At 71.8% G+C, this 15,334-nt stretch carries 11 protein-coding genes; 7 read left to right on the forward strand and 4 right to left on the reverse strand.

Features of this window, described 5'->3' with window-relative positions; translation table 11 throughout:
• Nucleotides 1–156: 156 nt before the first annotated feature.
• Nucleotides 157–609, reverse strand: a complete 453-nt coding sequence (locus ACZ607_RS01300) for a pyridoxamine 5'-phosphate oxidase family protein (RefSeq protein WP_469730545.1) — start codon at nt 607–609, stop codon at nt 157–159.
• Between the two features lie 100 nt (nt 610–709).
• On the opposite strand from ACZ607_RS01300, the gene ACZ607_RS01305 reads away from it, so the two are divergent.
• Both ACZ607_RS01305 and ACZ607_RS01310 read left to right on the forward strand, forming a co-directional pair.
• Entirely contained in the window at nt 710–1,543 is an 834-nt protein-coding gene (locus ACZ607_RS01305) for an arylamine N-acetyltransferase family protein (RefSeq protein WP_469730547.1), read from the forward strand.
• A 201-nt stretch (nt 1,544–1,744) separates the two neighbouring features.
• Entirely contained in the window at nt 1,745–2,629 is an 885-nt protein-coding gene (locus ACZ607_RS01310) for a YceI family protein (protein ID WP_469731818.1), read from the forward strand.
• 143 nt (nt 2,630–2,772) lie between these two features.
• Here ACZ607_RS01310 and ACZ607_RS01315 read toward each other — a convergent pair whose 3' ends face one another.
• On the reverse strand, nt 2,773–3,018 hold the full coding sequence (locus tag ACZ607_RS01315; protein ID WP_469730548.1) for a hypothetical protein: 246 nt from the start codon (nt 3,016–3,018) through the stop codon (nt 2,773–2,775).
• Between the two features lie 92 nt (nt 3,019–3,110).
• Between ACZ607_RS01315 and holA the strand changes: the two genes are divergently transcribed.
• The gene (holA, locus tag ACZ607_RS01320) at nt 3,111–4,100 is read left to right on the forward strand and encodes a DNA polymerase III subunit delta (RefSeq protein ID WP_469730550.1); all 990 of its coding nucleotides are present in this window, start codon (nt 3,111–3,113) and stop codon (nt 4,098–4,100) included.
• A gap of 321 nt (nt 4,101–4,421) precedes the next feature.
• Here the strand turns inward: holA and rpsT are convergent, their stop codons facing one another.
• Nucleotides 4,422–4,688: a 30S ribosomal protein S20 gene (gene rpsT, locus ACZ607_RS01325; protein WP_469730552.1), complete on the reverse strand. Its 267-nt coding sequence runs from the start codon at nt 4,686–4,688 to the stop codon at nt 4,422–4,424.
• A 215-nt stretch (nt 4,689–4,903) separates the two neighbouring features.
• Between rpsT and lepA the strand changes: the two genes are divergently transcribed.
• The 4 genes from lepA to hemW all read left to right on the forward strand — a co-directional run bounded on the left by lepA (nt 4,904) and on the right by hemW (nt 12,384).
• Nucleotides 4,904–6,778, forward strand: a complete 1,875-nt coding sequence (gene lepA / locus ACZ607_RS01330; protein WP_469730554.1) for a translation elongation factor 4 — start codon at nt 4,904–4,906, stop codon at nt 6,776–6,778.
• 288 nt (nt 6,779–7,066) lie between these two features.
• Complete coding sequence (locus ACZ607_RS01335) at nt 7,067–8,956, forward strand: AMP-dependent synthetase/ligase (RefSeq protein ID WP_469730556.1); 1,890 nt, start codon at nt 7,067–7,069, stop codon at nt 8,954–8,956.
• A gap of 213 nt (nt 8,957–9,169) precedes the next feature.
• Complete coding sequence (locus ACZ607_RS01340; RefSeq protein WP_469730558.1) at nt 9,170–11,101, forward strand: SpoIIE family protein phosphatase; 1,932 nt, start codon at nt 9,170–9,172, stop codon at nt 11,099–11,101.
• Nucleotides 11,102–11,151: 50 nt separating this feature from the next.
• A complete protein-coding gene (gene hemW / locus ACZ607_RS01345) occupies nt 11,152–12,384 on the forward strand; it encodes a radical SAM family heme chaperone HemW (protein ID WP_469730560.1) in 1,233 nt (410 codons plus the stop codon).
• A 27-nt stretch (nt 12,385–12,411) separates the two neighbouring features.
• Here the strand turns inward: hemW and ACZ607_RS01350 are convergent, their stop codons facing one another.
• A complete protein-coding gene (locus ACZ607_RS01350) occupies nt 12,412–15,297 on the reverse strand; it encodes an ABC transporter substrate-binding protein (protein ID WP_469730562.1) in 2,886 nt (961 codons plus the stop codon).
• Nucleotides 15,298–15,334 lie beyond the last annotated feature (37 nt).

The raw sequence follows: 15,334 nt of genomic DNA on the forward strand, positions 1-15,334 counted from the left end.
ATCGTGAACATGAACGAGAGCGAGAGCGAGGACGTGAACGCGGCGTACGCCCGGTGCGCCGTCCCGCTCCCGCAGCCGCCCCCACTCCCGGAGTCGACGCCCCCGCAGCCGCCTCCACCGCTGCGGTCGTCTCCGGTGGTGTGTCCCGAGGGGGCGTCAGACTAGCCAGGTGCCGTCGAGCATCAGATCGCGCTCGGCCAGCTCGTTCACCTCGCGCCATGCCTTGATGGTGTGCGGAGTGATGCGCAGATACACCCAAGGGTGTTCGCGCGGGTCCCAGTGGAGTTTCTCGGCGAAGGCGTCCGCCGACTCCGCCGGAAGGTCCACCCCTTCCACGATCTCCGCCGTTCCCTCGATCAGCACCACGTCGCGGGTGTGGCCGAGAGTGAGTCGGACCTGCCCGGACGGGTTCACGTTCACCGCCGTCGGATTGGTGCGGCGGGTGGACAGCAGCAGCGTCCCCCGGTGCCACACGAACGACAGCGGCACCAGACACGGGACCCCGTCGGCAGAGGCCGTCGCCACCCAGACGTCCTTCTCCTTCTCCAGGCGATCGAGTGTGTCCTGCTTACGCTGTTCCGGGCCGCGCGCCGGTTCTCGCTCCGTCATGGCCGAGACGCTAACCAGCACCATCGGCGGGCGCATCGGCCGACGGTCCTAGGTCCGGGGCCCCTTGGCGCCGCCGTACGCCCCGCGACAGACTTCCCGCATGAACGAGGAACCGCAGCAGCAGGCCGCCCCCGCGTCCGCCCCGGCCTGGACGGATGCCTACCTGGAACGCATCGGTGCCGCACGCCCCTCGCGCGCCGACGCCGAGGCGCTGCGCGAGCTGCAGGTCCGTCATCTGATGGCTGTGCCCTTCGAGAACCTCTCGATCCATCTCGGCGAGGACATCGTCCTGGAGGAGGCGAAGCTCGTCGACAAGATCGTCACGCGCCGCCGGGGCGGCTTCTGCTACGAACTCAACGGCGCCTTCGCCGCGCTGCTGCGCGCGCTGGGCTTCCGCGTCACCCTGCTCCAGGCGCGGGTGTTCGGGGACGCTGGACGCCTCGGTGTCCCGTACGACCATGTCGCCCTGCGCGTGGAGACCGACGACGGTACGGGCCCCTGGCTCGCCGATGTCGGGTTCGGCGACCATGCCCTGCACCCACTCGAGCTGGAGGCGCGCACCGAACAGGAGGACCCCTGCGGCAGGTTCCGCCTCCGGGAGGCGCCGCAGGGAGACCTCGATCTGCTGCGCGACGGTTCGCGGCAGTTCCGACTGGACCTGCGGCCGCGTGTGCTGGCGGACTTCCGGGCCGGGGCCTGGTACCACCGCACCTCGCCGGACTCCCACTTCTCCCGGTCGCTCATCTGTTCCCGGCGCACGGAGGACGGCCGGGTGACGCTCCGTGGCCGTACCTTGATCACCACCGTGCGGGGGGAGCGAGACGAGAGGGAACTGGGCGACGACGCCGAGGTGCTCGCCGCCTACCGGGAACACTTCGGTGTGGTGCTCGCCCACCCGCCCACGGTGCGGTCTCCGCTGACGCCCACCACCTGATGCGGCACCGGTCAATACGGACCTTAGGTATCAGCTGTGTACAGCGGCACACAGCTCGGCACAACCCCTCTGAGCTGCGGCGTTTGCCTCGAACATCGCAACGGTGATCGAATGCGTATTCGTCGGCGGACCGCTGCTCCGACAACGACGTCCGGATGTCAGGGGTCCGAGGTGAGAACCGCCCCTGGGGAGTACGTGCACATGTTCGGCCGTTGGCGAAGCAGCAGGGCGAAGTCGGGCACCGCACAGAGCAGCGCCCTCACCGGGATCCCGGTTCCGCAGAACGCCGGGATGCTGAGCTGCCGGGTCCTGGATCCGGTCTCCGAGCCCGTGCGGCAGGCGGAGTTCGTCGTCACGGACAGTGCGGGGCGCAAGGTCGTCGGCGGTGAGACGGACCCCTTCGGGAACGTCGTCGCCACTGTGCCGGCGGGTGACTACCGGCTCGGCGTCACGGCCGAGGGCTTCACCCCCTTCCATGGTTCGGCCACGGTGACCCAGGGCGCCCACGCCGGTCTCGGCGACGTCTCCCTCCAGGTGGCGCAGCCGCCGCAGCTCCCCGATCCGGGCGACTGGGAGATCGAGCCGTCGCACACCCAGATCGGGTTCACGGCGCGTCATATCGGCATGGCCCGCATCCACGGCAGGTTCAACACCTTCGCGGGTGCCGTGCGGATCGCCGACCGCATGGAGGACTCCGCCATGCACGTCATCATCGACGCCTCCTCGATCGACACGAACGTGCAGATGCGCGACGACCACCTGCGGTCCGGTGACTTCCTCGACGTCGAGCGCTACCCGACCCTGGAGTTCTACAGCGAGCGCTTCGTCCACCGCGGCGGTACGCGCTGGGGCGTCACCGGCGCGCTGACCCTGCACGGGGTGAGCCGCACCGTCACGCTGGACACCCAGTACCTCGGTCTGGGCAACGGCCTGGAGGGCGAGACCCGGGCCGCCTGCCGGGCCACCACCGAACTGCACCGCGAGGACTTCACGCTCACCTGGCAGACGATGCTGGCGCGCGGCATCGCCGTGGTCGGCCCGAGCATCAAGATCGAGATGGACATCCAGATCGTCCCCAAGGGCTGACACGTCCCAGGCACGCCGACGGACAACACCGTCTCCCCGGCACAGCGACGGACGGCACCGCCCCCGCCCACCGAGGGCCGGCACCGCTCCGGGCCCGCCCACGGTCCGTCGCTGCCCGGGCGCACCGGCGTCCGGCAGTACGGTTACGGCGCCTCCAGCCAGCCCTCGTACTCCGCGGCGAACGCGTCGAGTGCCGCGGAGTCCAGCCGGGCGGACGGGTCCTCCACGACCACCAGCCACTGGGCGTCCTCGGCGTCGTCCTCGCCGGCCAGGGCGTCCCGTACGAGCTGAGGCTCCTCGGCCACGCCGAACCGCTCGGACAGCTCCCCTGCGACCTCCTCGGCCGCGTCGCGGTCGGGCAGCACCAGCACATGTCTCACATCGCTCACCCCGTCATTCTCCGGTATGCCCGGGGGAGGGGTGTGCCGGGGCGGCGGCTGCCCCGCGGTCCTGTCACAGGGGCGTGGGATGCTGGACCGCGATGGCCACCAGACGTAGTTCCACCGACGACCCGCTCGCCCCCGTCACGCTCGCCGTGGGCCAGGAAGACCTGCTCCTGGACCGCGCCGTACAGCAGGTGGTGGCCGCGGCCCGCGCCTCCGACGCCGACACCGACGTCCGCGACCTCACCCCGGACCAGCTGCAGCCCGGCACGCTCGCGGAGCTCACCAGCCCGTCGCTCTTCGCCGAGCGCAAGGTGGTGATCGTGCGCAACGCCCACGATCTCTCCGCCGACACCGTCAAGGACGTCAAGGCCTACCTGGGCACCCCCGCCGAGGAGATCACCCTCGTGCTCCTGCACGCGGGCGGGGCCAAGGGCAAGGGGCTGCTGGACGCGGTACGGAAGGCGGGGGCGCGCGAGGTGGCGTGCCCCAGGACCACCAAGCCGGCCGAGCGGCTCTCCTTCGTACGGTCGGAGTTCCGGGCGCTCGGGCGCTCGGCGACGCCGGAGGCGTGCCAGGCGCTGGTGGACTCCATCGGCAGCGACCTGCGCGAGCTGGCGAGCGCCGCCTCGCAGCTGGCCGCGGACGTCGAGGGCACCATCGACGAGGCCGTCGTCGGCCGCTACTACACGGGCCGCGCGGAGGCGTCCTCCTTCACGGTCGCCGACCGCGCGGTCGAGGGCCGGGCGGCGGAGGCGCTGGAGGCGCTGCGGTGGTCCCTGTCCACCGGTGTCGCCCCCGTCCTGATCACCAGCGCCCTCGCGCAGGGCGTCCGGGCGATCGGCAAGCTCTCCTCCGCCCGGGGCGGCCGGCCCGCGGACCTGGCCCGCGAGCTGGGCATGCCGCCCTGGAAGATCGACCGGGTCCGTCAGCAGATGCGCGGATGGACCCCGGACGGGGTGGCGGCGGCGCTGATCGCGGTCGCCGCGGCCGACGCCGGGGTGAAGGGCGGCGGGGACGACGCCGAGTACGCCCTCGAGAAGGCCGTGGTCGCCGTAGCCCGCGCGGCCCGCTCCGGCAACCGCTGACCACCGCCGCAGGGCCCCTCGGCCCGGGGGCACCTCGGCCACGCGCGAAGCCGCCCGGCGGGCACGCGCGGAGCCCCCGGCCAACGGCCACGCGCGAAACCTGCCCGCCGGGACCGGGGCCGGCGCGCACGAAGTCCCCGACCGGCGGCCATGCACGAAGGCCCCGGCCGGCGTCCTGGGGAGGACGCGGCCGGGGCCTTCGGTTCACGCTTGGTGCGCCGCACCCGCGTGGCGAACGCAGGTTCGGTGTGCGGCGCGGGGTGCCGGTCAGGAGCGGGAGAGAGGGCCCGCTGGGTCCGTCCCGGCGATCACATCAGTAGCTCAGCCCTGGAGGGCGGCAACCTTGAGAGCCAGCGCCGACTTCTTGTTGGCGGCGGCGTTCTTGTGGATGACACCCTTCGAGACAGCCTTGTCGAGCTGGCGGGAGGCGTCGCGGACGGCCAGGGTGGCCTTCTCGACGTCACCGGCAGCGGCAGCCTCACGGGCCTTGCGGATCGAGGTCTTGAGCGAGGACTTGACGGCCTTGTTGCGCAGGCGCGCCTTCTCGTTCGTCTTGTTCCGCTTGATCTGGGACTTGATGTTCGCCACGAAAGAGCCTTTTCAGGTTCGTTGGATCTTCTATGTGCGCCACGCCGCTTCTGAGGGCCACGAGGCACAGCTGCCCACGGTAGCAGTCACCCTCGGACCGGCCCAAACCGGTCCCGGTCCCGCAGGCGTGGGACGATGGAGGCTACGTATCGATCCGTCCGACCCGACATCGACCCGAGACACGGCGTCCGGCGTCTCAAGAATCAGGACCCTGCGTGCCCGCGACTCCTACCAACGTGCCCGAGCCGAGCCGTACCGACCCGGCGCTGATCCGCAACTTCTGCATCATCGCGCACATCGACCACGGCAAGTCGACCCTTGCCGACCGGATGCTCCAGCTGACGGGAGTGGTCGACCAGCGGCAGATGCGCGCTCAGTATCTCGACCGGATGGACATCGAGCGCGAGCGCGGCATCACCATCAAGTCCCAGGCGGTCCGTCTGCCGTGGGCGCCCACCGAGGGCGAGGACAAGGGCTCGACCCACATCCTCAACATGATCGACACCCCGGGCCACGTGGACTTCACCTACGAGGTGTCCCGTTCGCTGGCCGCGTGCGAGGGCACCATCCTCCTGGTCGACGCGGCGCAGGGCATCGAGGCGCAGACGCTGGCCAACCTCTACCTGGCGATGGAGAACGACCTCACCATCGTCCCGGTGCTCAACAAGATCGACCTGCCCGCCGCGCAGCCCGAGAAGTTCTCCGAGGAACTGGCCAACCTCATCGGCTGCCAGCCCGAGGACGTGCTCAAGGTCTCCGCGAAGACCGGCGTCGGCGTCGACGCGCTGCTCGACCGGGTCGTCCGGGACGTCCCGGCCCCGATCGGACAGGCGGACGCCCCCGCCCGCGCGATGATCTTCGACTCGGTCTACGACGCCTACCGCGGTGTCGTCACCTACGTCAGGGTCGTCGACGGCCAGCTCAACAAGCGCGAGCGCATCAAGATGATGTCGACCGGCGCCACCCACGAGCTGCTGGAGATCGGTGTCTCCTCCCCGGAGATGACCCCGGCCGACGGCATCGGTGTGGGCGAGGTCGGCTACATCATCACCGGTGTGAAGGACGTCCGGCAGTCCAAGGTCGGTGACACCATCACCTCCCTGAACAAGGGCGCGACCGAGGCGCTGGGCGGCTACAAGGACCCCAAGCCGATGGTCTTCTCGGGGCTCTACCCCCTGGACGGCTCCGACTACCCGGACCTTCGCGAGGCCCTGGACAAGCTCCAGCTCAACGACGCCGCCCTGGTGTACGAGCCGGAGACCTCGGCCGCGCTCGGTTTCGGTTTCCGCGTCGGCTTCCTCGGCCTGCTGCACCTCGATGTGATCCGTGAGCGCCTGGAGCGCGAGTTCGGTCTCGAGCTCATCGCCACCGCCCCCAACGTGGTCTACCGCGTCGAGATGGAGGACGGCACCGAGCACACCGTCACCAACCCGAGCGAGTTCCCCGAGGGCAAGATCGACAAGGTGCACGAGCCGGTCGTCCGGGCCACGGTCCTGGCGCCCAGCGAGTTCATCGGCGCGATCATGGAGCTCTGCCAGAACCGGCGCGGCACCCTGATCGGCATGGACTACCTCTCCGAGGACCGGGTCGAGATCCGCTATACCCTGCCGCTCGCCGAGATCGTCTTCGACTTCTTCGACCAGCTGAAGTCCAAGACCCGCGGTTACGCCTCCCTCGACTACGAGCCCACGGGTGAGCAGTCCGCCCAGCTCGTCAAGGTCGACATCCTGCTCCACGGCGACAAGGTGGACGCCTTCTCGGCGGTCACGCACAAGGACAAGGCGTACGCGTACGGCGTCCGGCTCGTCGCCAAGCTGCAGAAGCTCATCCCCCGGCAGAACTTCGAGGTGCCGATCCAGGCGGCCATCGGCTCCCGGGTCATCGCCCGTGAGACCGTCCGCGCCATCCGCAAGGACGTCCTCGCCAAGTGCTACGGCGGTGACATCTCCCGTAAGCGGAAGCTGCTGGAGAAGCAGAAGGAAGGCAAGAAGCGGATGAAGATGGTCGGCAACGTGGAGGTGCCGCAGGACGCGTTCATCTCCGTCCTGTCGACCGACGAGTCGGCCGGCGACGGCAAGGGCAAGAAGTAGCACCGCCCCCGCCCCGCCAGGGGCCGCCCCGGGGGTACGTCGTCGGACGTACCCGGGAGTAGCCCAACGGGCCCCTGCGTCGCGGACATCCGCGGCGCAGGGGCCCGCTTCGTTATCAAGCGGCGGCCTGTTGCCCCTTACGCGACGGTCCCACGCGCTCTAGTCTGATCACCACCCGTTAGTTACTCGCCAGTTAAACAAGCAGGCCGAGCGGGAACGAGAAGCAGGACATACAAGCAGCAGCACCCATAAGCCGGTCGTAGCAATGCCGCAGGCCCGGAGGACGTCGTGAGCGACACACTGACCTTGATCGATAGCCGACCGCCCTCCGTGGCGACTCTCTTCATCGACCGCGTGGCGGCCACTCCGGACGGGGAGGCGTATCGCTACCCGGTGCCGGCCGCCTCGGGCCAGGGGCCGGACGACTGGAAGTCGCTCACCTGGGCGCAGGCCGCCGAGCGGGTCCACGCCATCGCGGCCGGTCTGATCGCTCTGGGTGTCCAGCCGGAGGAGCGGGTCGCTCTCGCCTCCTCCACCCGTGTCGAGTGGATCCTCGCCGACCTCGGTGTGATGTGCGCGGGCGCGGCGACCACGACGATCTACCCCTCCACGAACACCGAGGAGTCCGCCTTCATCCTGGCCGACTCCGACAGCCGCGTCCTGATCGCCGAGGACGCGGCCCAGCTGGCGAAGGCCCGGGAGAACAGGGCCGGGCTGCCCGAGCTGGCGCACGTCGTCGTCATCGACCCGGCGGGCGCCGAGCCCGCGGAAGGGGACCCCGAGGGCTGGGTGCTCACCCTGGCCGACCTCGAGGCCCGGGGCAACGAGTACCTGGTGAAGAACCCGGACGCGATCACCGACCGGGTCTCCGCGATCACCCCCGACCAGCTGGCGACCCTGATCTACACCTCGGGCACCACGGGCCGCCCCAAGGGCGTACGGCTGCCGCACGACAACTGGTCGTACATGGCCAAGGCGACCGTGGCGACCGGGCTGATCACCGCGGACGACGTCCAGTACCTCTGGCTGCCGCTCGCGCACGTCTTCGGCAAGGTGCTCACGTCCGGCCAGATCGAGGTCGGTCACGTCACCGCCGTCGACGGCCGCGTGGACAAGATCATCGAGAACCTTCCGGTGGTCCAGCCGACCTACATGGCGGCCGTCCCCCGCATCTTCGAGAAGGTCTACAACGGGGTGGCCGCCAAGGCCCGGGCCGGCGGCGGCGCCAAGTACAAGATCTTCCAGTGGGCGGCCGGGGTGGCCCGCGAGTACGCCACGGTCTCCCAGGACAACTTCCGGCGCACCGGCAAGGCCTCCGTGCCGTTCGCCCTCGGCGCCAAGCACAAGGTCGCCGACACCCTCGTCTTCGCGAAGATCCGCGAGGCCTTCGGCGGGCGGCTCCGCGCCTGCGTCTCCGGCTCGGCCGCGCTCGCCACCGACATCGGCCTCTTCTTCTCGGGCGCCGGGATCCACATCCTGGAGGGGTACGGGCTCACCGAGTCCAGCGCCGCCTCCTTCGTCAACCCGGGCGAGGCCTACCGCACCGGGACCGTCGGCAAGCCGCTCCCCGGCACCGAGGTCCGGATCGCGGACGACGGCGAGATCCTGCTGCGCGGTCCCGGTCTGATGGAGGGCTACCACCGGCTGCCCGAGAAGACCGCCGAGGTGCTGGAGTCCGACGGCTGGTTCCACACCGGCGACATCGGCGAGCTCTCCCAGGACGGCTATCTGCGGATCACCGACCGCAAGAAGGACCTGATCAAGACGTCCGGCGGCAAGTACATCGCCCCGGCGGAGGTCGAGGGCCAGTTCAAGGCCGTGTGCCCGTTCGTCTCCAACATCCTGGTGCACGGCGCGGACCGTAACTTCTGCACCGCCCTGATCGCGCTCGACGAGCCGACGATCCTCGGCTGGGCGAAGGAGAACGGTCTGGGCGACAAGGCGTACGCCGATGTGGTGGCCTCGCCGCAGACCGTCGAGCTGATCGAGGGCTATGTGCAGCGTCTCAACGAGGGCCTCCAGCGGTGGCAGACCATCAAGAAGTTCCGGCTCCTGCCGCGCGACCTCGACATCGAGCACGGTGAGCTGACGCCCAGCCTCAAGCTGAAGCGGCCGGTCGTCGAGCGCGAGTACAAGGACCTCATCGACGACATGTACGCGGGCTCCCGCGAGGCCTGACGACGAACGCGAGGACTGACAGCCGCCGCGCGAGGCGTGGCGGCCGAGGAGCGGGCCCGAGCCGGGGCCGGTGGGTGCGGAAGCGCCCGCCGGCCCCGGCTCTTTCCGTCCGACTCCGGCCACTTACGTCACTCGGCGCTTATGGGCACGCCCGGTCTGTCACCCTGTCGGGATACGTCAGCGGCGTTTCGCGAGACCCTCAGGAGCCGCACCGTGGGGCCCATACCCTTGCAGCGGGACATCGTTCAGCGTCCCGGGACCGTCGTCGCCGGTCAGGGCGACGATCCATGGCCGGTCGCACGCACCAGCCTGCCCGGAATCCCGCAGGCCTCGGCCGCGGCCCGCAGATTCGTCCGTGCCGCGCTCGCCGACTGGACCGGGCTCGGCCTGCCCACCACGGGTGAATTCGGCGAACGGCTCACCGACGACGCCCTGACCGTGGCCAGCGAACTGGTCACCAACGCGGTCGTGCACGCCGGTACGACGGTCGAGCTGCTCCTCAGGCTGGAGGACTCGGCCGGACCCGAGCCGGCCGCACTGGTGCTGGAGATCACCGACCACCACCCCGCCCGGTCCGTACGCGACGACCGTCCCGAGCGGCCCGACCCCGCCGAGTACGGCCGGGGGCTCCAGCTCGTCGCCACCCTCGCCGAGTCCTGGGGCATCACCTACCGCACCGGCCTCAAGACCGTCTGGGCGCGCCTCCCCGGCGACGACCGCTACGGACTGCCCGACACCCCGCCCCCCGACGGCGCCGCCCGGGTACGCGGCCCGCGCCCCCGCCGGATCGTGACCCCCGAGGGCGGGCCCGTGCTCCGCGACGACACGGGCTGGGCCGGGCGCGGCGGGCTCTCCTTCCTCGCCGAGGCGTCCGGCCTCCTCGCGGGCCAGCTCGACGAGGACCTGGTGGCGTCGACGGCGGGCCGGCTCCTGGTGCCCCGCATCGCCGACTGGTGCGCGATATGGCTGGAGAGCGAGGGCGGCGGCCCGTCGGCCGCCCCCAGGCTCGCCGGGGTCTGGCACCGGGACGAGGCGCGGACCGGGCTGCTGCGCCCCACGCTGGAGAAGGAGCCGCTCCGCCTGCCCGGAAGCGTCGGCACCGGACCCGTGCCCATCCCCTGGCCGTCGGGCGCCGGGGCGGAACCCACGGAAGGCACCGACGGCACGGGTGCGGCGCTCGCCCACCGCATCATCTCGGGCGGGCGCACGCTCGGCGCCGTCCTCGTGGGCCGTGAGGGCGCCGACCACATCCCCGACGAGGCCGCCGCCCTCCTCGCGGACTTCGTGCGCCGGGTCGGCCTCGCCGTGGGCGCCGCCCGCGCCTACACCCGGCAGGCCACCATCAGCCGCATCCTGCAGCGCGGCCTGCTGCCCAGCAAGGTCGCCGACATCCCCGGGGTCAGCAGCGCGCTGGTGTACGAACCGGGGGACGACGGCGTGGTCGGCGGCGACTTCTACGACCTGTTCCCGTGCCCCGGCGGCCGCTGGTGCTTCGTGCTCGGCGACGTCCAGGGCAGCGGCCCCGAAGCCGCCGTCGTCACCGGCCTCGCCCGGCCCTGGCTGCGCCTGCTGTCCCGCGAGGGCTTCCGCGTCGGCGAGGTCCTCGACCGGCTCAACCGGCTCCTCCTGGACGACGCCATGGAGGCCGCCGAGGCAGCGGCCCTCATGGTCGCGGCGGCCGGCGGCCAGCAGATCCAGGACGGCGAGCAGATCCAGGACGGCACCCAGTCCCGCTTCCTCTCCCTGCTGTACGGCGAGCTCGTGCCGCTCCCGGACGGCGGGGTGCGCTGCACCGTGGCGAGCGCCGGGCACCCGCTCCCGCTGCTGCTGCGTCCCGACGGCTCCGTACGCCCCGCCGCCGAGCCGCAGGTGCTGCTCGGCATCGTCGAGGACGTGGCGTACGGGAGCCAGAGCTTCGACCTGACGCCCGGCGACAGCCTCCTGTGCGTCACCGACGGGGTCACGGAGCGGCGCTCGGGGCGGCTGATGTTCGACGACGGCGACGGCCTCGCCCGGGTCCTCGCGGGCTGCGCCGGGCTTCCGGCGGCCGGGATAGCGGACCGGATCAAGGAGGCCGTCCACACCTTCGCCGAGCGCCCGCCCGACGACGACCTGGCCCTGCTCGTCCTCCAGGTCGACGGGTAGCGGAACACGGCCGGACGGGGCAGCTCCGCCGGCGAGGGACAATGGACGGCATGCCTTCCGTACTGCCCGATGGTGAGCCCGTGCCCGACGACGGGGCGCTGCCCCGCCACGCCCTGGAAGGCGCCGCCGGACGCCCGCTCGGCTTCTACCTGCACGTGCCCTACTGCGCCACGCGCTGCGGCTACTGCGACTTCAACACGTACACCGCGACCGAGCTGCGCGGCTCCGGGGGTGCCCTGGCGTCCCGGGACAACTACGCGGCCCATCTGGTCGAGGAGGTCCGCCAGGCCCGCAAGGTGCTCGGCGACGACCCCCGCCCGGTGCGCACGGTCTTCGTCGGCGGCGGTACGCCGACGCTGCTGCCCGCCGCCGACCTCGTCCGGATGCTCGCCGCGATCCGTGAGGAGTTCGGGCTGGCGGAGGACGCCGAGATCACCACGGAGGCCAACCCCGAGTCCGTCGGTCCCGCGTATCTCGCGGAGCTGCGGGAGGGCGGCTTCAACCGGGTCTCCTTCGGGATGCAGAGCGCCCGCAAGCACGTCCTGAAGATCCTCGACCGCACCCACACGCCCGGCAGGCCCGAGGCGTGTGTGGCCGAGGCCCGCGAGGCCGGCTTCGAGCACGTCAACCTCGACCTGATCTACGGCACCCCGGGGGAGTCCGACGACGACTGGCGGGCCTCCCTCGACGCCGCGATCGGCGCCGGCCCCGACCATGTGTCGGCGTACGCGCTGATCGTCGAGGAAGGCACCCAGCTCGCCCGGCGCATCCGCCGGGGCGAGGTCCCGATGACGGACGATGACGTCCACGCCGACCGCTATCTGATCGCCGACGAGGCCATGGCGGCGGCCGGCTTCTCCTGGTACGAGGTGTCGAACTGGTCCCGTACGCCCGAGGGCCGCTGCCTGCACAACGAGCTGTACTGGCGCGGCGCCGACTGGTGGGGCGCCGGCCCCGGGGCGCACAGCCACGTCGGCGGGGTCCGCTGGTGGAACGTCAAGCACCCCGGCGCCTACGCGCAGGCCCTGGCCGAGGGCCGCTCGCCCGGGGCCGGCCGTGAGGTGCTCGGCGACGAGGACCGGCGGGTCGAGCGCATCCTCCTGGAGCTGCGGCTCGTGGAGGGCTGCCCGCTGTCGCTGCTCGCCCCCACCGGCCTCGCCGCCGCGGGCCGCGCGGTGGCGGACGGCCTGCTGGAGCCCGGACCGTACGGCGAGGGCCGCGCGGTCCTCACGCTGCGGGGACGGCTGCTGGCCGACGCCGTGGTGCGGGACCTGGTGGACTGAGGCCGCGAGGCGGCGGCGTGCCGGCCCCTACGGCACCCGGCAGTCCGCGCGGGTGAGCGGCGCCGGGTCGCCCGCGGCCCGGCCGCAGACGACGCGGCTCTGCGCGTCCGGCCCCAGGCGGGTGACCTCGACGACGTTCAGACCGTGGACCTTCTGGTCGGCGTACGGGGTCGTCCCCCGGAAGGTGATGGTCCCGGTCGGCATGTCGTGCAGGGCCACCGAGTAGAGCGTCGCCCAGGTCTCCGCGGCGCTCTGCGGGGTGTCGCTCCGGGTCGCGGCGGCGTAGAGGGCGGCCGTCGCCTGGTAGGAGATGACGGTCTGCCCGCTGGCGTACATCATGTCCTCGTACGGGCGGTCCTTCGGCAGCTCGGGCAGCTGCTGCCCTTCGGGGAGCAGCGCCTGCAGGGCCTTGCGGGAGTCGTCGTAGAAGGCCCGGCCGCCGCCCTGGCTCATGGGCGCGAGGGCGCCGTAGTAGAGCGTGACCTTGTCGGCGAGCTTCGTCGAGTCGTCGAAGCGCGCCTTGGCCAGATCGTCGCCCGTGAAGACCGTGATCTTCTTGTCGGAGCAGCCGGCCGTCTGCCCGAGGCCGGACATCAGCGTGTTGACGTCCTCGACCCGGCCGGCGAAGTACAGGGCGTCGGGCACGCGCTCCGCCCCGCAGATCGCGTGCAGCGGTGCGTCGAGGTTGGCGGAGCCGCCGTCCTTGGACAGGGAGTACCGGGTGTCCGCGGCCAGGGCGAAGCCGGACTCCTTCAGCATCTCCAGGGCGACCCTGCGCTGCTCGGTGGTGTAGCGGTCCTTGTCCTCGTTGCCGACCTTCCTGGACAGGACGACGGCCTGCGGACGGTCCAGCCGGTCCGCCAGCTGCCGGGCTATCAGCCCGACGGCGTCGGCCTGCTCCTCGTCGGTCGCGGCGAGGCCGAAGTAGTTCGGGTAGAGACGGGCCAGGTCGCTGCCGGAGTTGGTGGTGTCCACCACGGGCAGCCCGGCACGCTGGAGGAGCCCGGTGGCCGCCGCGCTGTCCGTGGTGTTGCGGCCCAGGCCCACCACGCCGACGACGGAGGGGTCCCGCCGGGCGACCTCGATGATCTTCCTGACCGCCGTCGTCTGCCGCAGCATGTCCTGGCCGCCGTTGGCCGTGAGGACCCGGAGCTTGACGGAACGATTCGCTGTGTCGTTGACGAACCGCTGGTGAAGGTAGACACCGGTGAGCTCCTCCAGGCCCTTGCGGGTGTCCTCCTTGTTCGTGTCGCTCCCGGTGAGCGGGCCCGCGTAGACGACGGTGACCCGGGGTTCGCCCGGCTTGATGCGGGCGTTCTGCTCCCGCACCGCCTGCTCGATCCGCTCGAAGGTGACGCCCTCGCCCGCCCCGTTCAGCTGCAGGCTGTTGCCCTCGGCGAAGCGCACCTCGGAGGCGGTCGCCACCCCGACGCACTCCTCGGCCCCGCCGGGGCCGTCCAGCAGGATCGCGTCCGTGCTGCGGCCCACGAGCGGGCCGTAGCAGTACGTCTCCTTCCACTGCTCGCTCCACAGGAAGGTCCCCAGCAGCGCGGCGACCAGCACGAGCGCGACGGTCCTCCCCGACATCACCCACCGGACCCAGGTGCGGCGGACCCGGTGGGTGACGAGCTGGACATGGGCGTGCTCGTGGGTCAGCTGCTCGGTGGGGAGCGGCAGCCTCAGCACCCACGCCAGGGTCACGGCCGCCGCCGGGGCCTGGCCGACGCTCAGGGCCTCCACCCACGACTCGTACCGTGCGCGGGCTCCCGAGCCGGAGCCGCCGTCCGCGGGCGGCTCCGGAGGCAGCGGCGGGGTGTGCCGCATGATCCGGTCCGCCGGCAGCGAGGCCAGGAGCAGCAGCGGGTCCACCTCGCTGCGCCGCGAACGCACGTTGTTGATGGCGTTGATCAGCAGGATGCCGCCGTTGTCCTGGGTGGCCGTGGGCAGGAACACCACCGGCGGGACGGTGCGCTTGCCGCGCCGCCAGTCCAGGGCGTGCGCCCGGTAGCTGTCCAGCAGGTCCTCCAGCAGCGCCTGGACCCGCAGCTCCAGGTGGAACTGGCGCGCGTGCTCGTCGCCCGACCCCGCGTCCGCCACCCGCTCCGCGACGGCGGCGGCCCGCGCCCGGATCACCCGCCACGAACCGCTCGGGGAGAAACGCGACCAGCCGTCGGACGGATAGGCGGTGCTCGACGCCGCCAGCGAGGACGTGGTGGCGAGCCATCTGCTGGCCGGGCGCAGCCACAGCAGCGGCGGCGCCGCCCGCGTCATCAGCCGTACGACGGCCAGCCCCAGCAGCGCCGCTGTGGCGACCAGCGTGGTCACCACCCAGCCGATCTCGCCCAGCAGCACGCTGAGCACCGCGATGAACACGGCACCCAGGAAGGTCTCCGGGCGGACCGAGGCGCGCAGCGAGTCCCACCAGGTGTTGCGCCCCGACCGGCTCGCGCGCCAGCGCAGGCTGCCCAGCTGTTCCAGGATCCGCTCGTCGCGCTCCCGGGCCGAGCTCCGGCCCGGCTGGGCGACGACCGTCGCGGTGGCCTGCTCGATGGCGGCGAGCAGCCGGGAGCGGGGGAAGGTGAAGGGCTTGTACTGCGAGGTGCCCCGGGTCTCCCAGGGCCGCTCGGTGAGGGTGCGGACCATGGTGAGCGCCGCGTCGTACGGGGTGGCGCCCTCGCCGTCGAGCAGCTTCACCGGGACCCGGCGCAGCCGGTTCGCCCGGTGGACCTGGTGGACGATCTGCTCGACCCGGTCGTCGATCTCCGGGCCCGCCGAGGCGTCCTCCGCCTGCGCCACCACCAGGGGCATCACCGGGCGGTTGACCCGGTACTGGTCGATCAGCTCCTGCATGAGGTGGAAGACAGCGGAGGCCGCCTCGTTCTTGGCACTGTCCCGCCATACTTCGCGCGTCATCCGCCCCCGTGCCTTCCGCTGCGACCGGCCCTGCCGT

It is taken from the genome of Streptomyces sp. NPDC104381 (assembly GCF_055583745.1).